The organism is Pseudomonas sp. FBCC-B545, from assembly GCF_059134095.1.
Window position 1 is genome coordinate 1,037,945 of record NZ_CP101441.1, and the last position, 20,346, is coordinate 1,058,290.

General features: G+C 59.6%; 16 protein-coding genes. 14 read left to right on the forward strand and 2 right to left on the reverse strand.

What is annotated here, in order from left to right; all coding sequences use genetic code 11:
• Nucleotides 1-31 precede the first annotated feature (31 nt).
• From NMB39_RS04860 to NMB39_RS04885, 6 genes are all read left to right on the forward strand, one after another.
• Entirely contained in the window at nt 32-814 is a 783-nt protein-coding gene (locus NMB39_RS04860) for a class II aldolase/adducin family protein (RefSeq protein WP_494339573.1), read from the forward strand.
• Nucleotides 814-1,716: an alpha/beta fold hydrolase gene (locus NMB39_RS04865; RefSeq protein WP_198719340.1), complete on the forward strand. Its 903-nt coding sequence runs from the start codon at nt 814-816 to the stop codon at nt 1,714-1,716. Before NMB39_RS04860 ends, NMB39_RS04865 begins: the two co-directional genes overlap by 1 nt.
• A 116-nt stretch (nt 1,717-1,832) precedes the next feature.
• A complete protein-coding gene (locus NMB39_RS04870) occupies nt 1,833-2,744 on the forward strand; it encodes an SDR family oxidoreductase (protein WP_057025183.1) in 912 nt (303 codons plus the stop codon).
• A gap of 481 nt (nt 2,745-3,225) precedes the next feature.
• Nucleotides 3,226-5,007, forward strand: coding sequence for a DUF1302 domain-containing protein (locus NMB39_RS04875; RefSeq protein ID WP_057025184.1), 1,782 nt, complete (start codon nt 3,226-3,228; stop codon nt 5,005-5,007).
• A 27-nt stretch (nt 5,008-5,034) separates the two neighbouring features.
• On the forward strand, nt 5,035-6,393 hold the full coding sequence (locus tag NMB39_RS04880) for a DUF1329 domain-containing protein (protein ID WP_494339572.1): 1,359 nt from the start codon (nt 5,035-5,037) through the stop codon (nt 6,391-6,393).
• Nucleotides 6,394-6,568: 175 nt separating this feature from the next.
• Entirely contained in the window at nt 6,569-9,064 is a 2,496-nt protein-coding gene (locus tag NMB39_RS04885) for a LuxR C-terminal-related transcriptional regulator (protein WP_494339571.1), read from the forward strand.
• Here the strand turns inward: NMB39_RS04885 and NMB39_RS04890 are convergent.
• On the reverse strand, nt 9,061-9,936 hold the full coding sequence (locus NMB39_RS04890) for a helix-turn-helix domain-containing protein (RefSeq protein ID WP_057025195.1): 876 nt from the start codon (nt 9,934-9,936) through the stop codon (nt 9,061-9,063). The genes NMB39_RS04885 and NMB39_RS04890 overlap by 4 nt on opposite strands.
• A 136-nt stretch (nt 9,937-10,072) precedes the next feature.
• Here NMB39_RS04890 and NMB39_RS04895 point away from each other — a divergent pair, with 136 nt between their 5' ends.
• On the forward strand, nt 10,073-10,975 hold the full coding sequence (locus NMB39_RS04895; RefSeq protein WP_057025187.1) for a DMT family transporter: 903 nt from the start codon (nt 10,073-10,075) through the stop codon (nt 10,973-10,975).
• Nucleotides 10,976-11,015: 40 nt separating this feature from the next.
• Here the strand turns inward: NMB39_RS04895 and norR are convergent, their stop codons facing one another.
• On the reverse strand, nt 11,016-12,560 hold the full coding sequence (norR, locus tag NMB39_RS04900) for a nitric oxide reductase transcriptional regulator NorR (RefSeq protein ID WP_057025188.1): 1,545 nt from the start codon (nt 12,558-12,560) through the stop codon (nt 11,016-11,018).
• 147 nt (nt 12,561-12,707) lie between these two features.
• Between norR and hmpA the strand changes: the two genes are divergently transcribed.
• The 7 genes from hmpA to cyoE all read left to right on the forward strand — a co-directional run bounded on the left by hmpA (nt 12,708) and on the right by cyoE (nt 20,254).
• Entirely contained in the window at nt 12,708-13,889 is a 1,182-nt protein-coding gene (gene hmpA, locus NMB39_RS04905) for an NO-inducible flavohemoprotein (protein ID WP_057025189.1), read from the forward strand.
• A 232-nt stretch (nt 13,890-14,121) separates the two neighbouring features.
• Nucleotides 14,122-14,628, forward strand: a complete 507-nt coding sequence (locus tag NMB39_RS04910) for a disulfide bond formation protein B (RefSeq protein ID WP_043046793.1) — start codon at nt 14,122-14,124, stop codon at nt 14,626-14,628.
• 792 nt (nt 14,629-15,420) lie between these two features.
• Nucleotides 15,421-16,362 carry a ubiquinol oxidase subunit II gene (cyoA, locus tag NMB39_RS04915; protein ID WP_043046795.1) on the forward strand — a complete coding sequence of 314 codons (942 nt, stop codon included), beginning with the start codon at nt 15,421-15,423 and terminating at the stop codon, nt 16,360-16,362.
• A 3-nt stretch (nt 16,363-16,365) separates the two neighbouring features.
• Nucleotides 16,366-18,384: a cytochrome o ubiquinol oxidase subunit I gene (cyoB, locus tag NMB39_RS04920; protein ID WP_046069471.1), complete on the forward strand. Its 2,019-nt coding sequence runs from the start codon at nt 16,366-16,368 to the stop codon at nt 18,382-18,384.
• A gap of 3 nt (nt 18,385-18,387) precedes the next feature.
• The gene (locus tag NMB39_RS04925) at nt 18,388-19,014 is read left to right on the forward strand and encodes a cytochrome o ubiquinol oxidase subunit III (RefSeq protein ID WP_046069470.1); all 627 of its coding nucleotides are present in this window, start codon (nt 18,388-18,390) and stop codon (nt 19,012-19,014) included.
• Nucleotides 19,014-19,355 carry a cytochrome o ubiquinol oxidase subunit IV gene (gene cyoD / locus NMB39_RS04930; RefSeq protein ID WP_046069469.1) on the forward strand — a complete coding sequence of 114 codons (342 nt, stop codon included), beginning with the start codon at nt 19,014-19,016 and terminating at the stop codon, nt 19,353-19,355. Before NMB39_RS04925 ends, cyoD begins: the two co-directional genes overlap by 1 nt.
• Nucleotides 19,356-19,366: 11 nt before the next feature.
• The gene (gene cyoE / locus NMB39_RS04935; RefSeq protein ID WP_003176002.1) at nt 19,367-20,254 is read left to right on the forward strand and encodes a heme o synthase; all 888 of its coding nucleotides are present in this window, start codon (nt 19,367-19,369) and stop codon (nt 20,252-20,254) included.
• The last annotated feature ends 92 nt before the right edge of the window (nt 20,255-20,346 follow it).

The window sequence follows — 20,346 nt, forward strand, 5'->3', positions numbered from 1 at the left end:
CAATAAGAAGTGCGCCAAGGAGGTCATTGCCGTGAGCCTAGCCCCCGCTTTATCGCCACAGGATGTCAAAGCCCAGGTCAGTGCTGCCGAATGGCAGACCCGCGTCGACCTGGCGGCCTGTTATCGCCTGGTGGCGATGCATGGCTGGGATGACCTGATCTTCACGCACATTTCAGCCAAGGTGCCAGGTACCGAGGACTTCCTGATCAACCCCTATGGGCTGATGTTCCACGAGATTACCGCCTCGAGCCTGGTCAAGGTCGACCAGGCCGGCAACAAGCAGATGGACAGTCCCTACGAGATCAATCCTGCGGGCTACACCATCCACAGCGCCATCCACGAAGTGCGCCATGACGTGATGTGCGTGCTGCATACCCACACCGCTGCGGGGGTGGCGGTCTCTGCACAAAAGCAGGGGGTGTTGCCTATCAGTCAGCAATCGCTGTTTGTGTTGTCGAGCCTTGGCTATCACGCCTATGAAGGCGTGGCGCTCAATCACGAGGAAAAGGCTCGTCTGCAGGCGGACCTGGGCAACAATAATTTCCTGATGCTGAACAACCATGGCCTGCTGACCTGCGCCGGCACCATCGCCGATACCTTCCTGATGATGTTCACCTTCCAGCGCGCCTGCGAAATCCAGGTACTGGCGCAAAACGGCGCAACCGATCTGATTGCCATAGGGCCGTCAATCCTCGCTGGCGCCAAGGCGATGGTGGCAGCTGTCACAAAAAGCGCCCAAGGTATGGGTGGTGCGCTGGCCTGGCCGGCGCTGCTGCGCAAACTGGACCACCAGGACCCCGGATATAAAAGCTGATGCCACTCGCCGAGATACCACTCAGAGCCTGGCGCAAACGCGGCCAGGACTTCATCTTTCGTGGCCATACCCTGCGTTATTGGGTCGCCGGGCAGGGCGAGCCGTTGCTGCTGATCCATGGCTTCCCCACTGCCAGTTGGGATTGGCACTATCTGTGGCAGCCGTTGGCCCAGCGCCATCTAGTGATTGCCTGCGACATGCTCGGCTTTGGCGACTCGGCCAAGCCCCTGAATCACGACTATTGCCTGCTGGAACAAGCCGACTTGCAACAGGCGCTGCTTGATCACCTGCGTGTGGAGCAACCGGTGCATGTCTTGGCCCATGACTATGGTGACAGCGTCGCCCAGGAATTACTGGCCCGGCATTACGAGGGGCGTTTCCAGATGGCCAGCTGTGTGTTCCTCAACGGTGGGCTGTTCCCGGAAACCCATCGGCCGACGTTGGTGCAAAAATTATTGCTCAGCCCCCTGGGCTGGATGATTGGCCGGGCCTTTGGCCGCAATGCACTGGCCAGCAGTTTCAACCAGATCTTCGGCCCGCGCACACGCCCCAGTGAAAGCGCCCTGGACGATTTCTGGAGCCTGATCAACTGCAACGATGGCCCACGCATCCTGCACAAGCTGATTGCCTACATTCCCCAGCGCCATCGCCTGCGCGAACGCTGGGTAGCCGCCATGCAGCAGGGCGATGTAGCGTTGCGGGTGATCAATGGTGAGGTTGATCCCATTTCCGGTGCCCATATGGTCGAACGCTATCACCAACTGGTACCCCATGCCGACACGGTACTGCTGGCCAATATCGGCCACTACCCGCAGATCGAGGCGCCGGTGCAGGTGCTCAAAAACTACCAGGCGTTCCGTGATCGTCTCGGCCAGCCGGCGCCGCGCGCGGTCTATTCCTGAAAAGGCATCATCCTGCTGCCTTATCGAGCACCATTCAGCCTCAGCCGTCTTTATTGTGACCAAAGGCGCTGTGCGTGACACTCTGGCTATTCCCATTGTCGCCAGCGGAGTTCGGTATGAGTGAGTCAGTGCAGTTCCAGGATAAGGTCGTGATCGTCACCGGTGCCGGCGGTGGCCTGGGTCGGGCCCATGCGCTGCTGTTTGCCAAACACGGAGCCAAAGTGCTGGTTAATGACCTGGGAGGCTCAGCCCAGGGCGAGGGCGCCAACGCCTCGGCGGCCGACCGGGTGGTGGCAGAGATTCGCGCAGCGGGCGGCATTGCTGAAGCCAACCATGATTCCGTCACTGACGGCGACAAGATCGTACAAAATGCCCTGGATGCATTCGGCCGTATCGACGTGGTAGTCAACAATGCCGGGATCCTGCGCGACAAGACCTTCCACAAAATGGACGACAGCGACTGGGACCTGGTCTACCGGGTGCATGTCGAAGGCGCCTACAAAGTCACCCGCGCCGCCTGGCCCCATCTGCGCGAGCAGGGTTATGGCCGGGTGATCTTCACCGCCTCCACCTCAGGCATCTACGGCAATTTCGGCCAGTCCAACTACGGCATGGCCAAGTTGGGCCTGTATGGCTTGACCCGTACCCTGGCGTTGGAAGGACGCAAGAACAATATCCTGGTCAACGCCATTGCCCCCACGGGTGGTACGCGCATGACCGAAGGGCTGATCCCGCCGCAGGTGTTCGAGCGGCTCAAGCCGGAGCTGGTCAGCCCGTTGGTGGTGTACCTGGGCAGTGAAGCCTGCGAGGAAACCGCGGGGTTGTTTGAAGTCGGTGGCGGTTGGATCGGCAAGACCCGCTGGGAGCGCAGCCTGGGGGTGGGGTTTGATCCTGAGGCTGGCTTCTCTCCGGATGATGTGGCAGCTCACTGGCAGCAGATCTGCGATTTTGAAGGGGCGGCACATCCCAGGGACAATATCGAGGCACTGAAGGAGATGATGGCTAACTTACAGAAGTTCAGCCTCTGATCGTTGCTGGAAAAACACTGAATCCTACGGGGCGTCGATGACGCCCCGCTTTATTCCAGGCATAAAAAAGGCCGCTGCATAAGCAGCGGCCGAAGTAAGACGTTGGATCAAGGAGCGACAAATCAACGTCAGTGAACACCGGCAACAGACTGAATAAAGGATCAATCTGTAGTAAATAAGCTTTTTCTCCCAACCTTGGAAGCGGACTGTTTGCCCTGAAAGCCAGGCAAGAATAATCGGTTGTAACAAAATGAGTAATAGCAGTTCGGGACAAGGACTGTTACATAAATGACAATAATTGCCCCCGCCATCGATTCTCCTGATAGCCCCTTATCCGTCCAACGCATGCCCCCTGTGCAAGCCCCGTCCTGCTGGGCCATTCATCCTTTCGAGTGACAACACGAATACCTCCTTGGTGCGCTTATCGCTCCTTCAGGGCGGCAGTAGGGTGGGGCCTTCTGTCACTCACCGGGGAAGACGCATGACAAAAACAATAATGCGCGCCATCTTCACGCCACAGGCGCTGGCCACTGCAGTTGCGTTGGGTTGCTGTGCCCAGGCACAGGCTGTTTCGTTCAATATTGGCGAGATCGAAGGGCAATTCGACTCTTCGCTCTCGGTGGGCGCGAGCTGGGGCATGCGCGATGCCGATAAAAGCCTGGTCAGCACCGTCAACGGCGGCACCGGCCAGGCGTCGACCGGGGATGACGGGCGCCTCAACTTCAAGAAGGGCGAGACCTTTTCCAAGATCTTCAAGGGCCTGCACGACCTCGAGCTGAAATACGGCGACACCGGCGTGTTCGTGCGCGGCAAGTACTGGTATGACTTCGAACTCAAGGACGAAGACCGCGAGTTCAAGCAGATCAGCGATCACAACCGCAAAGAAGGCGCCAAATCCAGCGGCGCGCAAATCCTCGATGCCTTCGTCTACCACAACTACTCCCTGGGCGACCTGCCCGGCACCGTGCGCGCCGGCAAGCAGGTGGTCAGCTGGGGCGAAAGCACCTTCATCGGTAACTCCATCAACAGCATCAACCCCATTGACGTCTCGGCCTTTCGCCGCCCAGGGGCCGAGATCAAGGAAGGGTTGATCCCGGTGAACATGCTGTTTGCGTCACAAAGCCTGACCAACCAGCTGACCGTGGAGGGTTTCTACCAGCTGGAATGGGACCAGACCGTGCTGGACAACTGCGGCACATTCTTCGGAGGGGATGTGGCGGCGGACGGCTGTACCGGTAACTACACGGTGGGTAACCCGGCGATTGCCCCTCTGCAACCCATAGCAGCAGCACGTGGCCAAGGCTTTGTGGTGACCCGCGAAGGTGTGGTGGTGCAGCGTGCCGCCGACCGTGATGCACGAGACTCCGGCCAGTTTGGCGCGGCCTTGCGCTGGCTGGGTGATGACACTGAATACGGCCTGTACTTCATGAATTACCACAGCCGTACCCCGACCGTGGGCACGATTACCGCCAATACCAACCTTGCGACCATCGGCGCCATTGGTGCCGCTGCTCCGCCCGGCTTCGGGTCGGCTCTGGCCCAGAGCACCATGCTCGGCCGTGGCCAGTACTACCTGGATTATCCGGAAGATATTCGCCTGTTCGGTGCCAGTTTTTCCACCACCTTGTCTACCGGCACGGCGTGGACCGGCGAGATCAGCTATCGGCCGAATGCACCGGTACAACTCAACACCACCGACCTGACTCTGGCGCTGGTCAACCCGATTGCTGGCAATACCGCGTCGCCGATCCGCAGCGCATTTGGCGCGGACAACAAAGGTTACCGCCGCAAGGAAATCACCCAGATCCAAAGCACCATGACCCAGTTCTTCGACCAGGTGCTGGGCGCCGAACGCCTGACGCTGGTTGGCGAAGCGGCGGTGGTGCACGTCGCGGGCCTGGAAGATAAAAGCAAGCTGCGTTACGGCCGCGATTCGGTGTACGGCGCCTACGGTTTCGAGGGCGACACTGACGGTTTCGTCACCTCCACCTCCTGGGGCTACCGCGCGCGGGCGATCCTGGACTACAACAACGCGATTGCCGGGGTGAACCTCAAGCCCAACTTGTCCTGGTCCCATGACGTGGCTGGCTACGGCCCCAACGGCCTGTTCAACAAAGGCGCCAAGGCCATCAGCGTCGGCGTGGATGCGGACTATCGCAGCACCTACACCGCCAGCCTGAGCTACACCGACTTCTTTGGCGGTGACTACAACACCCTGACCGACCGCGATTTCCTCGCCCTCAGCTTCGGCGTGAACTTCTGATCTGGCTTAAAAGAAGGACAAGACCCTATGCGTAAGATGATTGCAGTGATGGCCCTGAGTGTATTGGCCGCTAACGTAATGGCGGCGGTGTCGCCCGAAGAAGCCGCCAAGCTCGGCACCACCCTGACCCCGGTCGGCGCCGAGAAGGCCGGCAACGCCGATGGATCGATCCCGGCCTGGACCGGCGGCATCCCGAAAAACGCCGGCGCGGTAGACAGCAAGGGCTTTCTCGCCGACCCCTTTGCCAATGAAAAACCGCTGTTCGTGGTCACGCCCGCCACCGTGGACAAGTACAAAGACAAACTCTCCGACGGTCAGGTGGCGATGTTCAAGCGCTACCCCGAGACCTACAAGATTCCGGTCTACCCCAGCCATCGCACGGTCAATCTGCCGGCGGACATCTATGAGTCGATCAAGCGCAGCGCCCTGAATGTGCATGCGATCAATGACGGCAACGGCCTGGAAAACTTCACCGGCAATCGTTATTACGCGTTCCCGATCCCTAAGAACGGTGTGGAGGTGCTGTGGAACCACATCACCCGTTATCACGGTGGCAACCTGCGCCGCATCATCACCCAGGCCACGCCGCAGACCAACGGCAGCTATACGCCGATCCGCTTCGAAGAAGAAGTCGCGGTGCCCCAGGCCATCGCGGATATCGACCAGGCCAAGGCGGCCAACGTACTGAGTTATTTCAAGCAGTCGGTCACCGCCCCGGCGCGGCTGGCCGGCAATGTGCTGCTGGTGCACGAAACCCTCGATCAGGTGAAGGAGCCGCGCCTGGCCTGGATCTACAACGCCGGCCAGCGTCGTGTGCGGCGGGCGCCGCAGGTGTCCTATGACGGTCCGGGCACGGCCTCCGACGGCCTGCGCACCACCGACAACTTCGACATGTTCTCCGGCGCCCCCGACCGTTATGACTGGAAGCTGGTGGGCAAGAAGGAAATGTACATCCCCTACAACAGCTACAAACTCGATTCGCCGAAGCTCAAGTACGACGACATCATCAAGGCCGGGCATATCAACCAGGACCTGACCCGCTATGAGCTGCACCGCGTGTGGGAAGTGGTCGGCACCGTCAAGCCCAGCGAGCGGCACATCTACGCCAAGCGCCATATGTACATCGATGAAGACAGCTGGCAGGTCGCCCTGGTGGATCACTACGACGGTCGCGGCCAACTGTGGCGCGTCGCCGAAGGTCACGCGCAGTTCTACTACGACCACCAAGTGCCGGCCTACACCGTGGAAACCCTGTACGACCTCATCGCGGGACGCTATATCGCACTGGGCATGAAGAACGAGGAGAAGAGCAGCTTCGTATTCGGCTTCGCGGCCAAGGCGGCGGACTACACCCCGGCCGCACTGAGGTCGGCAGGCGTTCGATAGTACCTTTGTGAAATGCGATCAACGTGTGGGAGGGGGCTTGCCCCCGATGGCGGCCTGACAGCCCACTGCAATGTCGGGTTTGTGCATGGTCACTAATCACCCCGCTGAATACTTCTTCAACAACCACCAACCACGGGTCTACGGTTGCATAACAATAAAAAAGCAGGATGCAGCAATGACCGCCATGACCCGCTGCCTGGACCGTCCTGGACTCATGCCAAGGCTGTCCGCTCACCACCTGTTGCGCCCGCGCCTGGCTGGGCCGCTGCTCGCGGCACCGGCGCGGGTGAAGTTGCTGTGCGCGCCTGGGGGCAGTGGCAAGAGTGCGCTGCTCGCCGAGTGTGCATTGCAGGCGCCCAAGGAGTGCCAGGTCTACTGGATGCCACTCAATGGTGCGGCGCTCACCCCTCTGGATTTCTGCGCACGGCTGGCGCAATACCTGGGTCTGCGATTTATCGACGAAGCCACATTGCTGCTCGACCTCAGCCGTTGGCCAAACCCCACGTGGCTGTTTCTCGATGATTTCTGTCGTCTGCCGGCGCCCGAGCTGGACGCCTTGCTTGACCGTTTGCTCACCGCCAGCAGCCCACACCTGACCTGGTGGCTGGGTGCGCGGCGACGTCCGTTGTGCAACTGGCCACGCCTGTTGCTCGACGATGAATTGCTGGAGTGCAGTGAGTTGTCATTCAGCGCTGCGGAGATCCAGACGCTGCTCGCACCAGGGCAGAGCGTCGACAGCATTATGCAGTTCAGCGCCGGTTGGTGTGCCGGGGTACGTATTGCCTTGCTGGGCGACGGCCATCCCGACAAAACCTTGCTCGATTACCTGCAGCATGAACTCTTCAACACCTTGCCGACGCCATTGGTGGATGCCTGGCGCGTGCTGGCCCATCTGCCACGCTTCAATCAAAGCTTGTGTGAGCATCTATTCGGCATTGACGACGGCGCTCAGTACTTGAACGAGTTGCAGACGCTCGGTGCGTTTATCCAACCTTGGGAAGGCACCAGTGACTGGCTGCAAGTCTTCCCCCCGCTGGCACGGTTGATGCGCGACGCCCCCTGGCCGACCAAGCATTCATGGCACCGACGTGCGTGCCAGTGGTTTACCGCCGAAACCGACTGGCAGGCGGCCTTCGAGCAGGCGCTGCTGGCAGAGGAATACGAACTGGCGGTAAGCCTATTGCAGCATTTCAGTTTCGAAGATTTGTTTCGCCAGCAAAACGCTGTGCTCCTGTTGCGTCTGCATGAGCAGCACGGCGATGAGTTGATGCTGGGGTCTGCGCAATTGGTGGGGTTGGTCACGGCCGCCTTGCTGTTTGCCGGGCGCTTCGAGCAAGCGGCGTTGTGTATCGATCAACTGGCCCGGTTTGCCCCCCAGCCGACGGCCGCTGGACAACGCTATCTGCTGGCGCGCTGGCAGGCCCAATGGGGCTGGCTGCTGCATTTGAGCGGCGATGCCGGACGCTCCCGCGAGCATTTCCTCGAAGCGTTGCAAGCCTTGCCTGAGAATGCCTGGACGTCGCGCTTGATGTGCCTGTCGGGCCTGACCCAGCAAGCCTTGTTGCGCGGTGAGCTGGATGTCGCCCAAGCCTTGAACCGCGAAGCCCTGTGCCTGGCCCGTGCCCATGATTCGCTGGTGCTGGAGGCCCTGCTGGAGTTGGATCATGCTCAATTGCTGGAGCAGCGCGGCGCACCCTACCGGGCACAAAGCCTGTTGGAGACGGTGCAGGCGATGTTGGCTCGCCAACGTCTCAAGGCTGGGCCGTTGGTGGGGCGTATTGTGCTGCGTCGCGGGCACTTGGCCTTGCGGCAGGGCCAAGACAGCTTGGCGGCCGAGTGTTTTGAAGCGGGCTTGACGATGTGCCTGCAGAGCCAGGACAAGCGCGTACTTTACGGCTTTCTTGGCCTGGCGCTGTTGGCCGCCAATCGGGGCGACTACGCCCAAGCCTTTATCCAACTGCGTGACGCCGAGCGCCTGATGCAGCAGCGCCATGTGCCGGACACGGTGTATCGCGCGGTGCTGCTATTGGTCAGCGGGCACTTCTGGTTGCAGCAGGGACGTGCTGAATTGACAGTGCAAGCGGTGCGGCGGGTGTTGCGTCATTTTCGTGGGCCTTGCGCCAAGCAGGCGCCACCGGCCACCTTGGAGCTGATCCCGCGCCTGGAATATTTGCTGGTGTTGGCCGAGGTCAAGCTGGGCTGTGCCGAACAACCCATTACGCGGCTCAATGCCTTGCTCGACACCTCCCGGCAGCGCGGCATGCTCTGCCTGGAAACCGAACTGCACCTGGTGCTGGGAGAAGTGACCTGGCAGCTCGGTGACCCCGCCTTGGCTCGTCGGGCGTTGCAGGCCGGGTTGGCGCTGGCGGGGCGTTGCCAGGTACAGCAGGCCATTCGCGAGTTGCGTTTGCGCGCCCCCGGGCTATTGAGTGAACTGGGCCTGGAGCCACAGGCAGCGCCTGTCGGTGCCGTGGAAAACCCACTGAGCCAGCGCGAGCTGCAAGTGCTGGAGTTGATCGCCCTCGGTAATTCCAACCTGGAAATCGCCGAGCGCCTGTATATCTCCCTGCATACCGTCAAGACCCACGCACGGCGTATCCACAGCAAACTCGGAGTGGAGCGACGCACCCAGGCGGTGGCCAAGGCCAAGACGCTGGGCTTGATGGTCTAGGCGCAGAAAGCCTGGCGGTATTCGCCCGGCGTGGCCCCCATGGCTTGGCGAAAGCGCTGGTTGAAATGGCTGGCGCTGGAAAAACCGCACAGCAGGGCAACCTCGCCCATCGGCAACGCGCTGCTGCGCAGCAAGGTCTGCGCCCGCGCCAGGCGTCGTGCCAACAGGTATTGATGGGGCGGCAGGCCGAAGCTTTGCCGGAACATCCGGGCGAAATGGTATTCCGACAGTGCACACATTGCGGCCAACTGGCCGAGGCTGATGGGGGCTTCGATGTGGTGGTCGATGTACTCCACCAACAGCCGCCGCTGGTACGCCGCCAGCCCGCCTTTGAGGCGCAAGCCTTCGCGGGCGCCGACCTGGCTGAGCAGGGTATGGCTGAGCATTTCATGGGCCAGGCTGCTGGTTAGCAGGCGCTCGCCGGGCTCGTGCCAGTCGAGGCTGACCAATTGGTGAAAACGCCGGGCCTGGTGGGCATCTTCAAGGAAGGTGCCCTCACGCAATTGCAGTGCACGCGGCTCGCGGTCGAGCAGGGTGATGCAGCCGAGGGCGAATTGTTCCGGGCTGAAATACACATGAGCCAGGCGAATCTCGCCATTGATCACCCAGGCCGACTGATGTTCTGCCGGCAGGATGCACAGCTTGTCGGGGCCGCCCTTGGTGCCCGGCCGCTCACGGCGAAACGTGCCGGTGCCGCCGCCGATGTAGCACGACAAGGTGTGATGGCTGGGCGCCTGGTAATCCTGGGCGTCATGGTGGTTGCTCCACACGGCTGCAGCCAAGCCATCGCCCAGTTCGGCGCAGGCCTCGAGGCGCGCATGGGGCGAACGGTTGAGGGATTGAAAGACTTGCAGGGATTCCAGCTCTGGCATGGTGTGTTCTCCGACACCTTGCATCCTACGCTCCACGGCTGGCGCTGTGAGCCCACTGCCCGACAAAAGCGCAAGAATGTGCAAGAGCCTTTCAAGGGCTGGAGGCGACACTGTGGCTCAATCGATGGAGCCCGCTATGAACCTTTTCCTGTATTTACTGACCGTGCTGATCTGGGGCACCACCTGGATCGCGCTCAAATGGCAGCTGGGCGTGGTCGCCATTCCTGTGTCGATCGTTTATCGCTTCGGCTTGGCTGCGCTGGTGCTGTTCGGGCTGTTGCTGCTCAGCGGCAAGTTGCAGGTGATGAACAGGCGCGGGCACCTGATCTGCCTGGCCCAAGGGCTGTGCCTGTTCTGCGTCAACTTCATGTGCTTTCTGACTGCCAGTCAGTGGATACCCAGCGGCTTGGTGGCGGTGGTGTTTTCCACGGCGACCTTGTGGAACGCTCTGAATGCCCGGGTGTTTTTCGGCCAGCGGGTTGCACGTAACGTGTTGATGGGCGGCGCGCTTGGGTTGCTGGGCCTGGGCTTTCTGTTCTGGCCGCAATTGGCCGGGCATACCGCCAGCCCGCAGACCTTGCTGGGTCTGGGCTTGGCGCTGCTGGGGACACTGTGTTTCTCGGCGGGCAATATGCTCTCGAGCCTGCAACAGAAGGCCGGGCTCAAGCCGTTGACCACCAACGCCTGGGGCATGGCCTATGGCGCGGCGATGTTGGCCACCTATTGCGCGGTACGCGGTATTCCGTTCGAAATGGACTGGAGTGCACGGTATATCGGCGCCCTGTGGTACCTGGTGATCCCGGGGTCGGTCATCGGCTTCACTGCTTACCTCACCTTGGTTGGCCGCATGGGGCCGGAGAAAGCCGCGTATTGCACCGTGTTGTTCCCGGTGGTGGCGTTGAATGTGTCGGCGTTTGCCGAGGGCTATCAGTGGACAGCGCCGGCGCTGGTGGGGCTGATATTGGTGATGTTGGGGAACGTATTGGTGTTTCGTAAACCCAAGCCGGTAGCTCCGACTTTTCATGCGAAACAAATCTAATGTGGCAAGCCCCCTCCCACACTTTACTGAGTCGCCTGGCCTATTTGAGGCCCAGGCGCTTGGCCATGCGCCCAAGGTTGGCGCGGTCCAGGCCCAGTTCCCGGGCGGCGCCGGCCCAGTTGTGCCGATGACGTTCCAGGCAGGCGCTGATGACCTGGCGCTGGTAGTGTTCGGTAGCCTGGCGCAGGTCGCCAGTCGCGATGGGCGCCGCTTCGACCGGTGCTTCAGTCACCGCTGCACCGACATCGGGCAAGTCCAGGTCCTGGGCGCTCAGGCTGAGAATCTTCGGGCGTTCATGGCAGTTGCCCAGGGCTTTCAACGCGCTGCGTCCGATCAAGTGTTCCAGCTCACGCACATTACCCGGCCAGTTGTAGGCCAGCAACGCCGCCTGGGCGTCGCCGGTCAAGCGCAAACTGCCCAGGCCCATGCGCGAACGGTTCTGTTCGAGGAAGAACCCCGCCAAAAGCAGCACATCACGCCCGCGCTCCCGCAGGGCTGGTACTTGCAGCGGGTACACACTTAAACGGTGGTAGAAATCCGCCCGGTAACGGCCATTGCGCACTTCTTCGGCGAGGTCGCGGTTGGTCGCGGCGATCAGGCGCACATCCACCTGATGCTCCTTGTCCGACCCCAGGCGCTGCAACTGGCCGCTTTGCAGTACACGCAGCAGCTTGGCCTGCACGGTCAACGACAACTCACCCACTTCATCGAGGAACAAGGTGCCGCCATTGGCCAGTTCGAACTTGCCCCGCCGCTCGTTCAGCGCCCCGGTAAAGGCGCCGCGCACATGGCCGAACAGTTCGCTTTCCACCAGGGTCTCGGGCAGGGCAGCGCAATTGAGACTGATCAACGGTTTGTCGGCGCGGGACGAAGCCGCATGGATCGCCTGGGCCACCAACTCCTTGCCTACCCCGGTTTCGCCGGTGATCAGCACGGTCAGGTCGCTGCCACCCACCAGTTTGATTTCCTCAACCAGTCGTTTATGTGTCTTGCTCTGGCCGATCATTTCCTTGTGCTGCTGGCCGCTGGCCTGGCGATAGATCTCGGCGCGTTGGTGCTCGTCTTCAGCCCGCAACGCCAGGCGTTCGATGCGCTGCGCCACATTGACCGTGGCCGCGGCGAGGCTGGCGAAGGCTTGCAAAGCGTCCAGTTCGACCCGTTCAAAGCGTTCGGTGTCGAGGGCATCCAGGGTCAGCAGGCCCCAGGGCCGGTCGTCGACAAACAGCGGGCAACCCATGCAGTCGTGAACCTGCAAGTGCCCGTGCAAACCGGCGACCAGGCCGTCATAGGGGTCAGGCAATTGGCTGTCGCTGTCGAAACGGGTGGGGCCGGGGCTGCTCAGCAGTATCTCGAAGCGTGGGTGTTCGCTGATCTTGAAGCGTCGGCCCAGGGTGTCGGGGCTCAAGCCATCCACGGCCAGCGGTACCAGCCACTCACCGTCCAGGCGCAGCAACGCGGCGGCGTCACAGGGCAGCAGGGCGCGCATGGCTTGTAGCAGGCGTCGGTAACGCTCGCCTTCGGGCAATTCCCGAGACAGATCGGCAACCAGCGGCAGCAGGGTGGTGAGCAACGGTTGTGCAGTCATAATGACTCCTTGTAGTCCTTATGACTATAAGGTGTAGGAAGTCATATTGACTAGATTGTATTTAAGCTATTGAAAATAAAGGATTTATTAGTTGGCACGAATACTGAGTACCAAAGGGTAATGAGTAAAAAGACCTAGGAGTCCCCCATGCTTAGTGCCCAAGACCGTGCCATCGTCAAATCCACCGTGCCTCTGCTGGAAAGTGGCGGCGAAGCGCTGATCACCCATTTCTACCGCATGATGCTCTCCGAGTACCCCGAAGTGCGCCCGCTGTTCAACCAGGCTCACCAGGCCAGCGGCGACCAGCCCCGCGCCCTGGCCAATGGGGTGCTGATGTACGCGCGCCATATTGACCAGCTGGACCAATTGGGCGACCTGGTGGCCAAGATCATCAACAAGCACGTGGCCTTGCAGATCCTGCCCGAGCATTACCCCATCGTCGGTGCCTGCCTGCTGCGAGCTATATCCGAAGTGCTGGGCAGCGAGATTGCCACCCCAGAGGTAATGAGTGCCTGGGGCGCGGCCTATGGCCAGTTGGCGGACATCCTGATCGGCGCCGAGGCGGCCATCTACGATGAAAAAGCCCAGGCGCCCGGCGGCTGGCGCGGTGCGCGGCCGTTCCTTTTGGTCAAGCGCGTGGAGGAGAGCGACGAGATCACCTCGTTCTATTTCGCCCCGGTGGATAACGGCCCGATCCTGGCTGCCACACCTGGCCAGTACATCGGCCTGAAACTGGTGCTTGATGGCGAAGAAGTGCGTCGCAACTATTCCCTGTCGGCCCTCACCGATAACGGCATGTACCGCATCAGCGTCAAGCGCGAAGCCGGTGGGCGGGTGTCCAACTACCTGCATGACCAGATGCACATCGGTGCCACCATTGACCTGTTTCCACCGTCGGGCGAGTTCACCCTGGCCGCCAGTGATAAACCGCTGGTGCTGATCAGCGGCGGGGTGGGTATCACCCCAACCCTGCCGATGCTCGAAGCAGCCCTGGCGACCCAGCGCCCGGTGCATTTTATCCACTGTGCCCGTAATGGCGGGGTGCATGCATTTCGTGACTGGGTAGACAGCCTGGCGGCCCAGCATCCGCAGCTCAAGCGTTTCTACTGTTATGCCGAGGATGACGGTATCAGCCCGGCGGCGGACAAGGTTGGAATGCTGAACCAGGAGCAGTTGGAGGCCTGGTTGCCTGAGCAGCGGGATGTCGATGCGTACTTCCTGGGGCCCAAGGGGTTCATGGCGGCGATCAAGCGGCACCTGAAGGCGCTGGGCGTACCGGAGAAGCAGGCGCGCTATGAGTTCTTCGGCCCGGCTGCGGCGCTGGAATAATCTTTTTGTAGCGGCACTATCCCAATGTGGGATGGGGCTTGTTCCCGATGGCGGTGGGCCAGCTACCTCTATGCTGACTGATACACCTATATCGGGAGCAAGCCCCCTCCCACATTAAGTGCTCTATTTTTCCTGATTAATCTGCTGTTAACCCCTCTCTGTTTAAACCACTGCCTGTGTGTAAACTTGTTGCCATCAGGCACAACCATAATCAGGCAAAGGAAAAACGGGGATGATTGACGATATGCGTTTGGGCAGGGAGCGGCGCTTTCTGGTGTTGCTGGGCATCATCTGCCTGGCGCTGATTGGCGGGGCGCTGTACATGCAAGTGGTACTGGGCGAAGCACCATGCCCGCTGTGCATCCTGCAACGCTACGCCTTGCTGCTGATCGCACTCTTCGCGTTCATCGGGGCGGCCATGCGCACCAAAGGGGCGGTCACGGTTTTCGAAGGGCTGGTCGTGCTCAGTGCCCTGGGTGGAGTGGCTGCTGCCGGCCACCATGTGTACACCCAGTTTTTTCCACAGGTCAGTTGCGGCGTTGATGTGTTGCAACCGATCGTCGATGACCTGCCCCTGGCCAAGGTGTTCCCCCTGGGCTTCCAGGTCGACGGCTTCTGCAGCACGCCTTACCCGCCGATACTCGGCCTGTCGCTGGCCCAATGGGCGCTGGTGGCGTTCGTGCTGACGGTGATCCTGGTGCCACTGTGCATCTATCGCAATCGTCATCCCAAAGCCTGAGCCTTCGCTCCATTAAGACGCTCCGTCCTTCTTGTGAAGGCCGGAGCGTTTTTGTTTGTAGGGATTTGTGAAAGCGCCGTGACGAGGAGCAACTTAAGGTGTGCACAGTGTGCGACATGTTGTCACACGGACACTGTCGCAGGACGTTTCTGACCCGTGAAATCGGCGCTTAAATTTGCACCCAGCGCACAAATTGTGCTGTCAGTTCGTGGTGGGAGCGGCGCCGCGCCGCACCTGTGGTCCGAGCGCTCGACGGAGCTATGAATGCCTTGTTTTATGGGGACTTGGATAGCTTCGGCATGCCCTTACAGGCTGTAAGGGGAGTGGCAATCTGCCCAATAACAGGGCAATTTTTGTGGTTTTTGTTGAGAATCGAACGCGATAAGATCGCGAATCTTTGCAACTTTGGTGAAGGATTGTTGCTGGAATCGATAAAAATTATTTCTTTATAAGACATGGTTTATACATCGCTAGCTAACTACAATCGCCCGCACTGAATGTCCGGTGCTGTTCAATCTTTGAGCATTGGAGCGGTCGAGGGGCAGATGGAAGGCTCTGTGCGACCCCAGGTTCCGGCAGCCTTTCAACTATCCGCACCAAATGGAATTGGTCTGTAACAAGGCCTTTAGCCACGAAATCGAATAAGAACTCACTGCTGGTCCGTGCAACGTACAGTCATGACGTGTCGGGCAGGCTCTTATTCAATCGAAGAGAAATGCCAACCCTTGGCAGGGTGAAGTGTTGGCGATCAAAACCCAACTGCATTGCGCAAGCTGCTTTAGAGGTCGTGAGATGAGTAAAAACAGGTACCCCCGATTACTAGGCTTTTTGCCGCTGCTTGGCATGATGTTAATGCTGGGAGGCTGCAAGTGGACCTTGATGGACCCGAAAGGACAGATCGGTCTGGATCAACGAAACCTGATCATCACTGCCACCCTGCTGATGCTGTTGGTCGTGGTGCCTGTGATCATCATGACGTTCGCCTTCGCCTGGAAATACCGCGCGTCGAACACCAAGGCGACCTACGCGCCCAAGTGGTCGCACTCCACCAAGATCGAAATTGCGGTGTGGCTGGTACCGATCCTCATCATCATCGCCCTGGGTTACATCACCTATAAGTCGACCCACGAGCTGGACCCGTACCGTCCGCTTGAATCCGACGTCAAGCCGATCAACATCGAAGTGGTCGCGCTGGACTGGAAGTGGCTGTTCATCTATCCGGACCTGGGTATCGCCACGGTCAACGAGATCCGTTTCCCGGAGAACACCCCGCTTAACTTCCGGATCACCTCCGACGCCGTGATGAACTCGTTCTTCATCCCAGCCCTGGGCGGCCAGATCTACGCGATGGCAGGCATGCAGACCCGCCTGCACCTGATCGCCAACGAAAAAGCTGAAATGGAAGGCATCTCCGCGAACTACAGCGGCGCTGGCTTTACCGGCATGAAATTCAAAGCGATCTCGACGAGCCAGGACGATTTCAACGCCTGGGTAGCCGAAGTCAAGGCCGCACCTAAACAGCTTGATCAAGCTGAATACGACGCCCTGACCAAACCAAGCCAGAACAACCCAGTCGCCCTGTACTCCACGTATGAGCCGAACCTGTTTCAGAAAATCGTCGACAAGTACGAAGGTATGAAGCCAGGCAAGCCGGTCAAGCACGAGAAGAAAGAAGTGGCCGCGGTTGAAGGTTCTGATACAGGCGCGCATTCAACTGCTGGGGCAGAGGAGTAAACGATGTTTGGTAAATTAAGTTGGGACGCGGTCCCATTCCACGAGCCGATCGTAATGGTGACTATCGCCATGATCGCGCTGGGTGGTCTGGCACTGGTTGCGGGTATCACCTATTTCAAGAAATGGTCCTACCTGTGGACCGAATGGCTGACCTCGGTCGACCACAAGAAAATCGGCGTCATGTACGTCATCGTTGCCATGGTCATGCTGCTGCGTGGTTTTGCCGACGCCATCATGATGCGTACCCAGTTGGCAATGGCCACCGAGGGGTCGCCTGGCTACCTGCCACCTGAACACTATGACCAGATCTTCACCGCCCACGGTGTGATCATGATCATCTTCATGGCGATGCCTTTCTTCACCGGCTTGATGAACCTGGCATTGCCGCTGCAGATCGGTGCGCGTGACGTTGCCTACCCGTTCCTGAACTCCCTGAGCTTCTGGCTGCTGGTGTCCGGCGTGGTGCTGATCAACGTGTCCCTGGGCGTCGGCGAATTCGCCAAGACCGGTTGGGTTGCGTATCCGCCATTGTCGGGCTTGCAATACAGTCCGGGCGTTGGTGTGGACTACTACATCTGGGCGCTACAGTTATCAGGACTAGGGACGACATTGACGGGGGTCAACTTCCTGGCCACCGTCCTGAAAATGCGCGCCCCTGGCATGAAACTGATGGACATGCCGATCTTCACCTGGACCTGCACCTGGGCAAACGTACTGATCGTGGCCTCGTTCCCGATCCTGGCCGCTACCATGGCGCTGCTGTCGCTTGACCGTTACCTGGATTTCCACATTTTCACCAATGAACTTGGTGGCAATCCAATGATGTACGTGAACCTGTTCTGGGCATGGGGTCACCCTGAGGTGTACATCCTGATCCTGCCAGCGTTCGGTATCTTCTCCGAAGTGATCTCGACCTTTACCGGCAAGCGCCTGTTCGGTCACCACTCGATGGTCTACGCATCGGGCGCAATCTCCGTACTGGGCTTCATGGTCTGGTTGCACCACTTCTTCACCATGGGCTCGGGGGCCAGCGTCAACGCCTTCTTCGGCCTGGCGACGATGCTGATTTCCATCCCGACGGGGGTGAAGCTATTCAACTGGCTGTTCACCATCTATCACGGTCGTCTGCGCATGACCAGCCAGGTCCTGTGGACCCTGGGCTTCATGGTGACCTTCGCCATCGGCGGCATGACCGGCGTACTGCTGGCCATCCCGGGTGCTGACTTCGTCCTGCACAACAGCCTGTTCGTGATCGCGCACTTCCACAACGTGATCATCGGTGGTGCGGTATTCGGCTACATCGCTGGCTTCAGCTTCTACTTCCCGAAAGCGTTCGGCTTCAAGCTGCACGAAGGCTGGGGCAAGGCTGCATTCTGGTTCTGGATCTCGGGCTTCTTCGTCGCGTTCATGCCGCTCTATGCACTGGGCTTCATGGGCATGACCCGTCGTCTGAACGCCACCACCAACCCTGAGTGGGTACCGTACCTGTACGTTGCCATGTTCGGTGCGGTGATGATCGCCGTGGGTATCGCCTGCCAGTTGATCCAGCTGTACGTGAGCGTCCGTGACCGTAAGCAGAACGCTTGCGAATCCGGCGACCCATGGAATGGCCACACCCTGGAATGGTCGACCTCGTCGCCACCACCGTTCTACAACTTCGCCGTGATCCCGACTGCGAACACCATCGATGCGTTCACCGAAGCCAAGGAAGACGGTACTGCGTACCAGAAGCCCAAGCACTACGAACCGATCCACATGCCAAGCAACACCGCCACTGGTGTGGTGATGGGCGCGCTGTTGACCGTGTTCGGTTTCGCGATGATCTGGCACATCTGGTGGCTGGCAATCGCGAGCCTGGTGGGCACTATCGGTTACTTCATCATTCACGCTGCCCGTGATGATCAAGGCTACATGGTGCCGGTCGAAACGATCGAACGCATCGAAGCCGAGCAGCACGCTCGCCTGGTAGCCGAGAAGAAGATTCCGGCCAACCGTGTAGAAACCTCGTTGGAACAGGCTTAAACCATGTCGAACTTAGTGACCAATGCTGGACACGCCCATGTCGATGACCATGGGCACGATGACCATCACCACGACTCGGGGCCAATGACCGTCTTCGGTTTCTGGCTCTACCTGATGACCGACTGCATCTTGTTTGCGTCGATCTTCGCGGTGTACGCGGTACTGGTAAACAACGTAGCGGGTGGCCCGTCGGGCCACGACATCTTCGAACTGCCTTACGTGCTCGGCGAAACCGCCTTGCTGTTGTTCAGTTCGATCACCTACGGCTTCGCCATGTTGGCCTTCTACAAGGGCAACAAGAAGGGCGTACTGAGCTGGTTGGCACTGACCTTCCTGTTTGGCCTGGGCTTCATCGGCATGGAGATCAACGAGTTCCACCTGCTGATCTCCGAAGGCTACGGCCCGCACCGTTCCGGCTTCCTGTCGGCGTTCTTCACGCTGGTCGGCACCCACGGTCTGCACGTAACGGCCGGCCTGCTGTGGATGGCGGTGATGATGTATCAGGTCAATAAGCACGGCCTGACCAACACCAACAAGACTCGCCTGACTTGCCTGAGCCTGTTCTGGCACTTCCTGGACGTGGTCTGGATCTGCGTCTTCACCGTTGTTTACCTGATGGGGACTCTGTAATGGCTAATGCACACTCCCATGACCATGACAGCCATGATGCGAGCCACGGCAGCGTTAAGTCCTACGCTATCGGCTTCATCCTGTCGGTAATCCTGACGATCATCCCGTTTGGTCTGGTGATGTACCCGACCCTGCCGAAGTCGATCACCTTGATGATCGTGCTGGCATTCGCGGTGATTCAGGTGCTGGTTCACCTGGTGTACTTCCTGCACCTGGATCGTTCCAAAGAACAGCGCGACAACGTGGTTGCGTTCGTGTTTGCAGGGATCGTAATCGTGCTGCTGGTTGGCCTGTCGATATGGATCATGTTCAGCATCCATACGTTCATGATGGCGAAGTGAGGTAAGACCCGATGTCGCTTAAGCACTTTATCCAAATCACCAAACCGGGGATCATTTTCGGTAACGTGCTTTCTGTGGCGGGCGGTTTCTTCCTGGCCTCCAAGGGACATGTCGATCTGGCCATCTTCCTGGCTGCAATGATCGGTACGTCCCTGGTGGTTGCTTCCGGTTGCGTGTTCAACAACTGCATCGACCGTGACATCGATATCAAGATGGAGCGCACCAAGAATCGCGTGCTGGTGCAGGGGCTTATCTCCCTGAAACTGGCACTGATCTTTGCGACCGTCCTGGGTGTTGCCGGTGTGGTGCTGTTGTACAAGGTGGCCAACCCGTTGGCGGCGCTGTTTGCCGTGATCGGTTTTGTCATCTACGTCGGCCTCTACAGCCTGTACCTCAAGCGTAAGTCGGTACACGGTACGCTGGTGGGCAGCCTGTCGGGTGCGATGCCGCCGGTGATTGGTTATGTGGCTGTAACCAATAGCTTCGACATGGCCGCGCTGGTGCTGCTGGTGATGTTCAGCCTGTGGCAGATGCCGCATTCCTACGCCATCGCGATTTTCCGCTTCAATGACTACCTGGCTGCGTCGATTCCGGTATTGCCGGTCAAGCGTGGCATCCAGGTGGCCAAGAAACACATCCTGCTCTACATCCTGGCCTTCCTCGTGGCGACCTTGATGTTGACCTTCAGTGGCTACGCCGGCATGAGCTACCTGGCCGTGGCCGCCGCCATGGGCATGTACTGGTTGTACATGGCCTGGACCGGCTACAAGGCGGTGGATGACACCGTCTGGGCGCGCAAGCTGTTCGTGTTCTCGATCTTCACCATCACCGCGCTCAGCGTGATGATGTCCCTGGATTTCCAAGTGCCGAAAGAGCTGTTGCTGACCTACGCCCACTGAGTGGTGTAAGCAATAAAAAGCCCCGCCTTCGCAAGAAGCGCGGGGTTTTTTATGACATGCCCTTTAAACTACTCCCCAATTCTACGAGTGCA

What these genes read in the sequence shown, in the direction of transcription:
- hmpA (WP_057025189.1), top strand. Translation starts at nt 12,708, where the DNA reads ATGCTTAGTGCCCAAGACCGTGCCATCGTCAAATCCACCGTGCCTCTG.
- cyoE (WP_003176002.1), top strand. Translation starts at nt 19,367, where the DNA reads ATGTCGCTTAAGCACTTTATCCAAATCACCAAACCGGGGATCATTTTC.
- cyoA (WP_043046795.1), top strand. Translation starts at nt 15,421, where the DNA reads ATGAGTAAAAACAGGTACCCCCGATTACTAGGCTTTTTGCCGCTGCTT.
- NMB39_RS04885 (WP_494339571.1), top strand. Translation starts at nt 6,569, where the DNA reads ATGACCGCCATGACCCGCTGCCTGGACCGTCCTGGACTCATGCCAAGG.
- NMB39_RS04865 (WP_198719340.1), top strand. Translation starts at nt 814, where the DNA reads ATGCCACTCGCCGAGATACCACTCAGAGCCTGGCGCAAACGCGGCCAG.
- cyoD (WP_046069469.1), top strand. Translation starts at nt 19,014, where the DNA reads ATGGCTAATGCACACTCCCATGACCATGACAGCCATGATGCGAGCCAC.
- NMB39_RS04895 (WP_057025187.1), top strand. Translation starts at nt 10,073, where the DNA reads ATGAACCTTTTCCTGTATTTACTGACCGTGCTGATCTGGGGCACCACC.
- NMB39_RS04890 (WP_057025195.1), bottom strand. Translation starts at nt 9,936, where the DNA reads ATGCCAGAGCTGGAATCCCTGCAAGTCTTTCAATCCCTCAACCGTTCG.
- norR (WP_057025188.1), bottom strand. Translation starts at nt 12,560, where the DNA reads ATGACTGCACAACCGTTGCTCACCACCCTGCTGCCGCTGGTTGCCGAT.
- NMB39_RS04870 (WP_057025183.1), top strand. Translation starts at nt 1,833, where the DNA reads ATGAGTGAGTCAGTGCAGTTCCAGGATAAGGTCGTGATCGTCACCGGT.
- NMB39_RS04875 (WP_057025184.1), top strand. Translation starts at nt 3,226, where the DNA reads ATGACAAAAACAATAATGCGCGCCATCTTCACGCCACAGGCGCTGGCC.
- NMB39_RS04910 (WP_043046793.1), top strand. Translation starts at nt 14,122, where the DNA reads ATGATTGACGATATGCGTTTGGGCAGGGAGCGGCGCTTTCTGGTGTTG.
- NMB39_RS04925 (WP_046069470.1), top strand. Translation starts at nt 18,388, where the DNA reads ATGTCGAACTTAGTGACCAATGCTGGACACGCCCATGTCGATGACCAT.
- NMB39_RS04880 (WP_494339572.1), top strand. Translation starts at nt 5,035, where the DNA reads ATGCGTAAGATGATTGCAGTGATGGCCCTGAGTGTATTGGCCGCTAAC.
- cyoB (WP_046069471.1), top strand. Translation starts at nt 16,366, where the DNA reads ATGTTTGGTAAATTAAGTTGGGACGCGGTCCCATTCCACGAGCCGATC.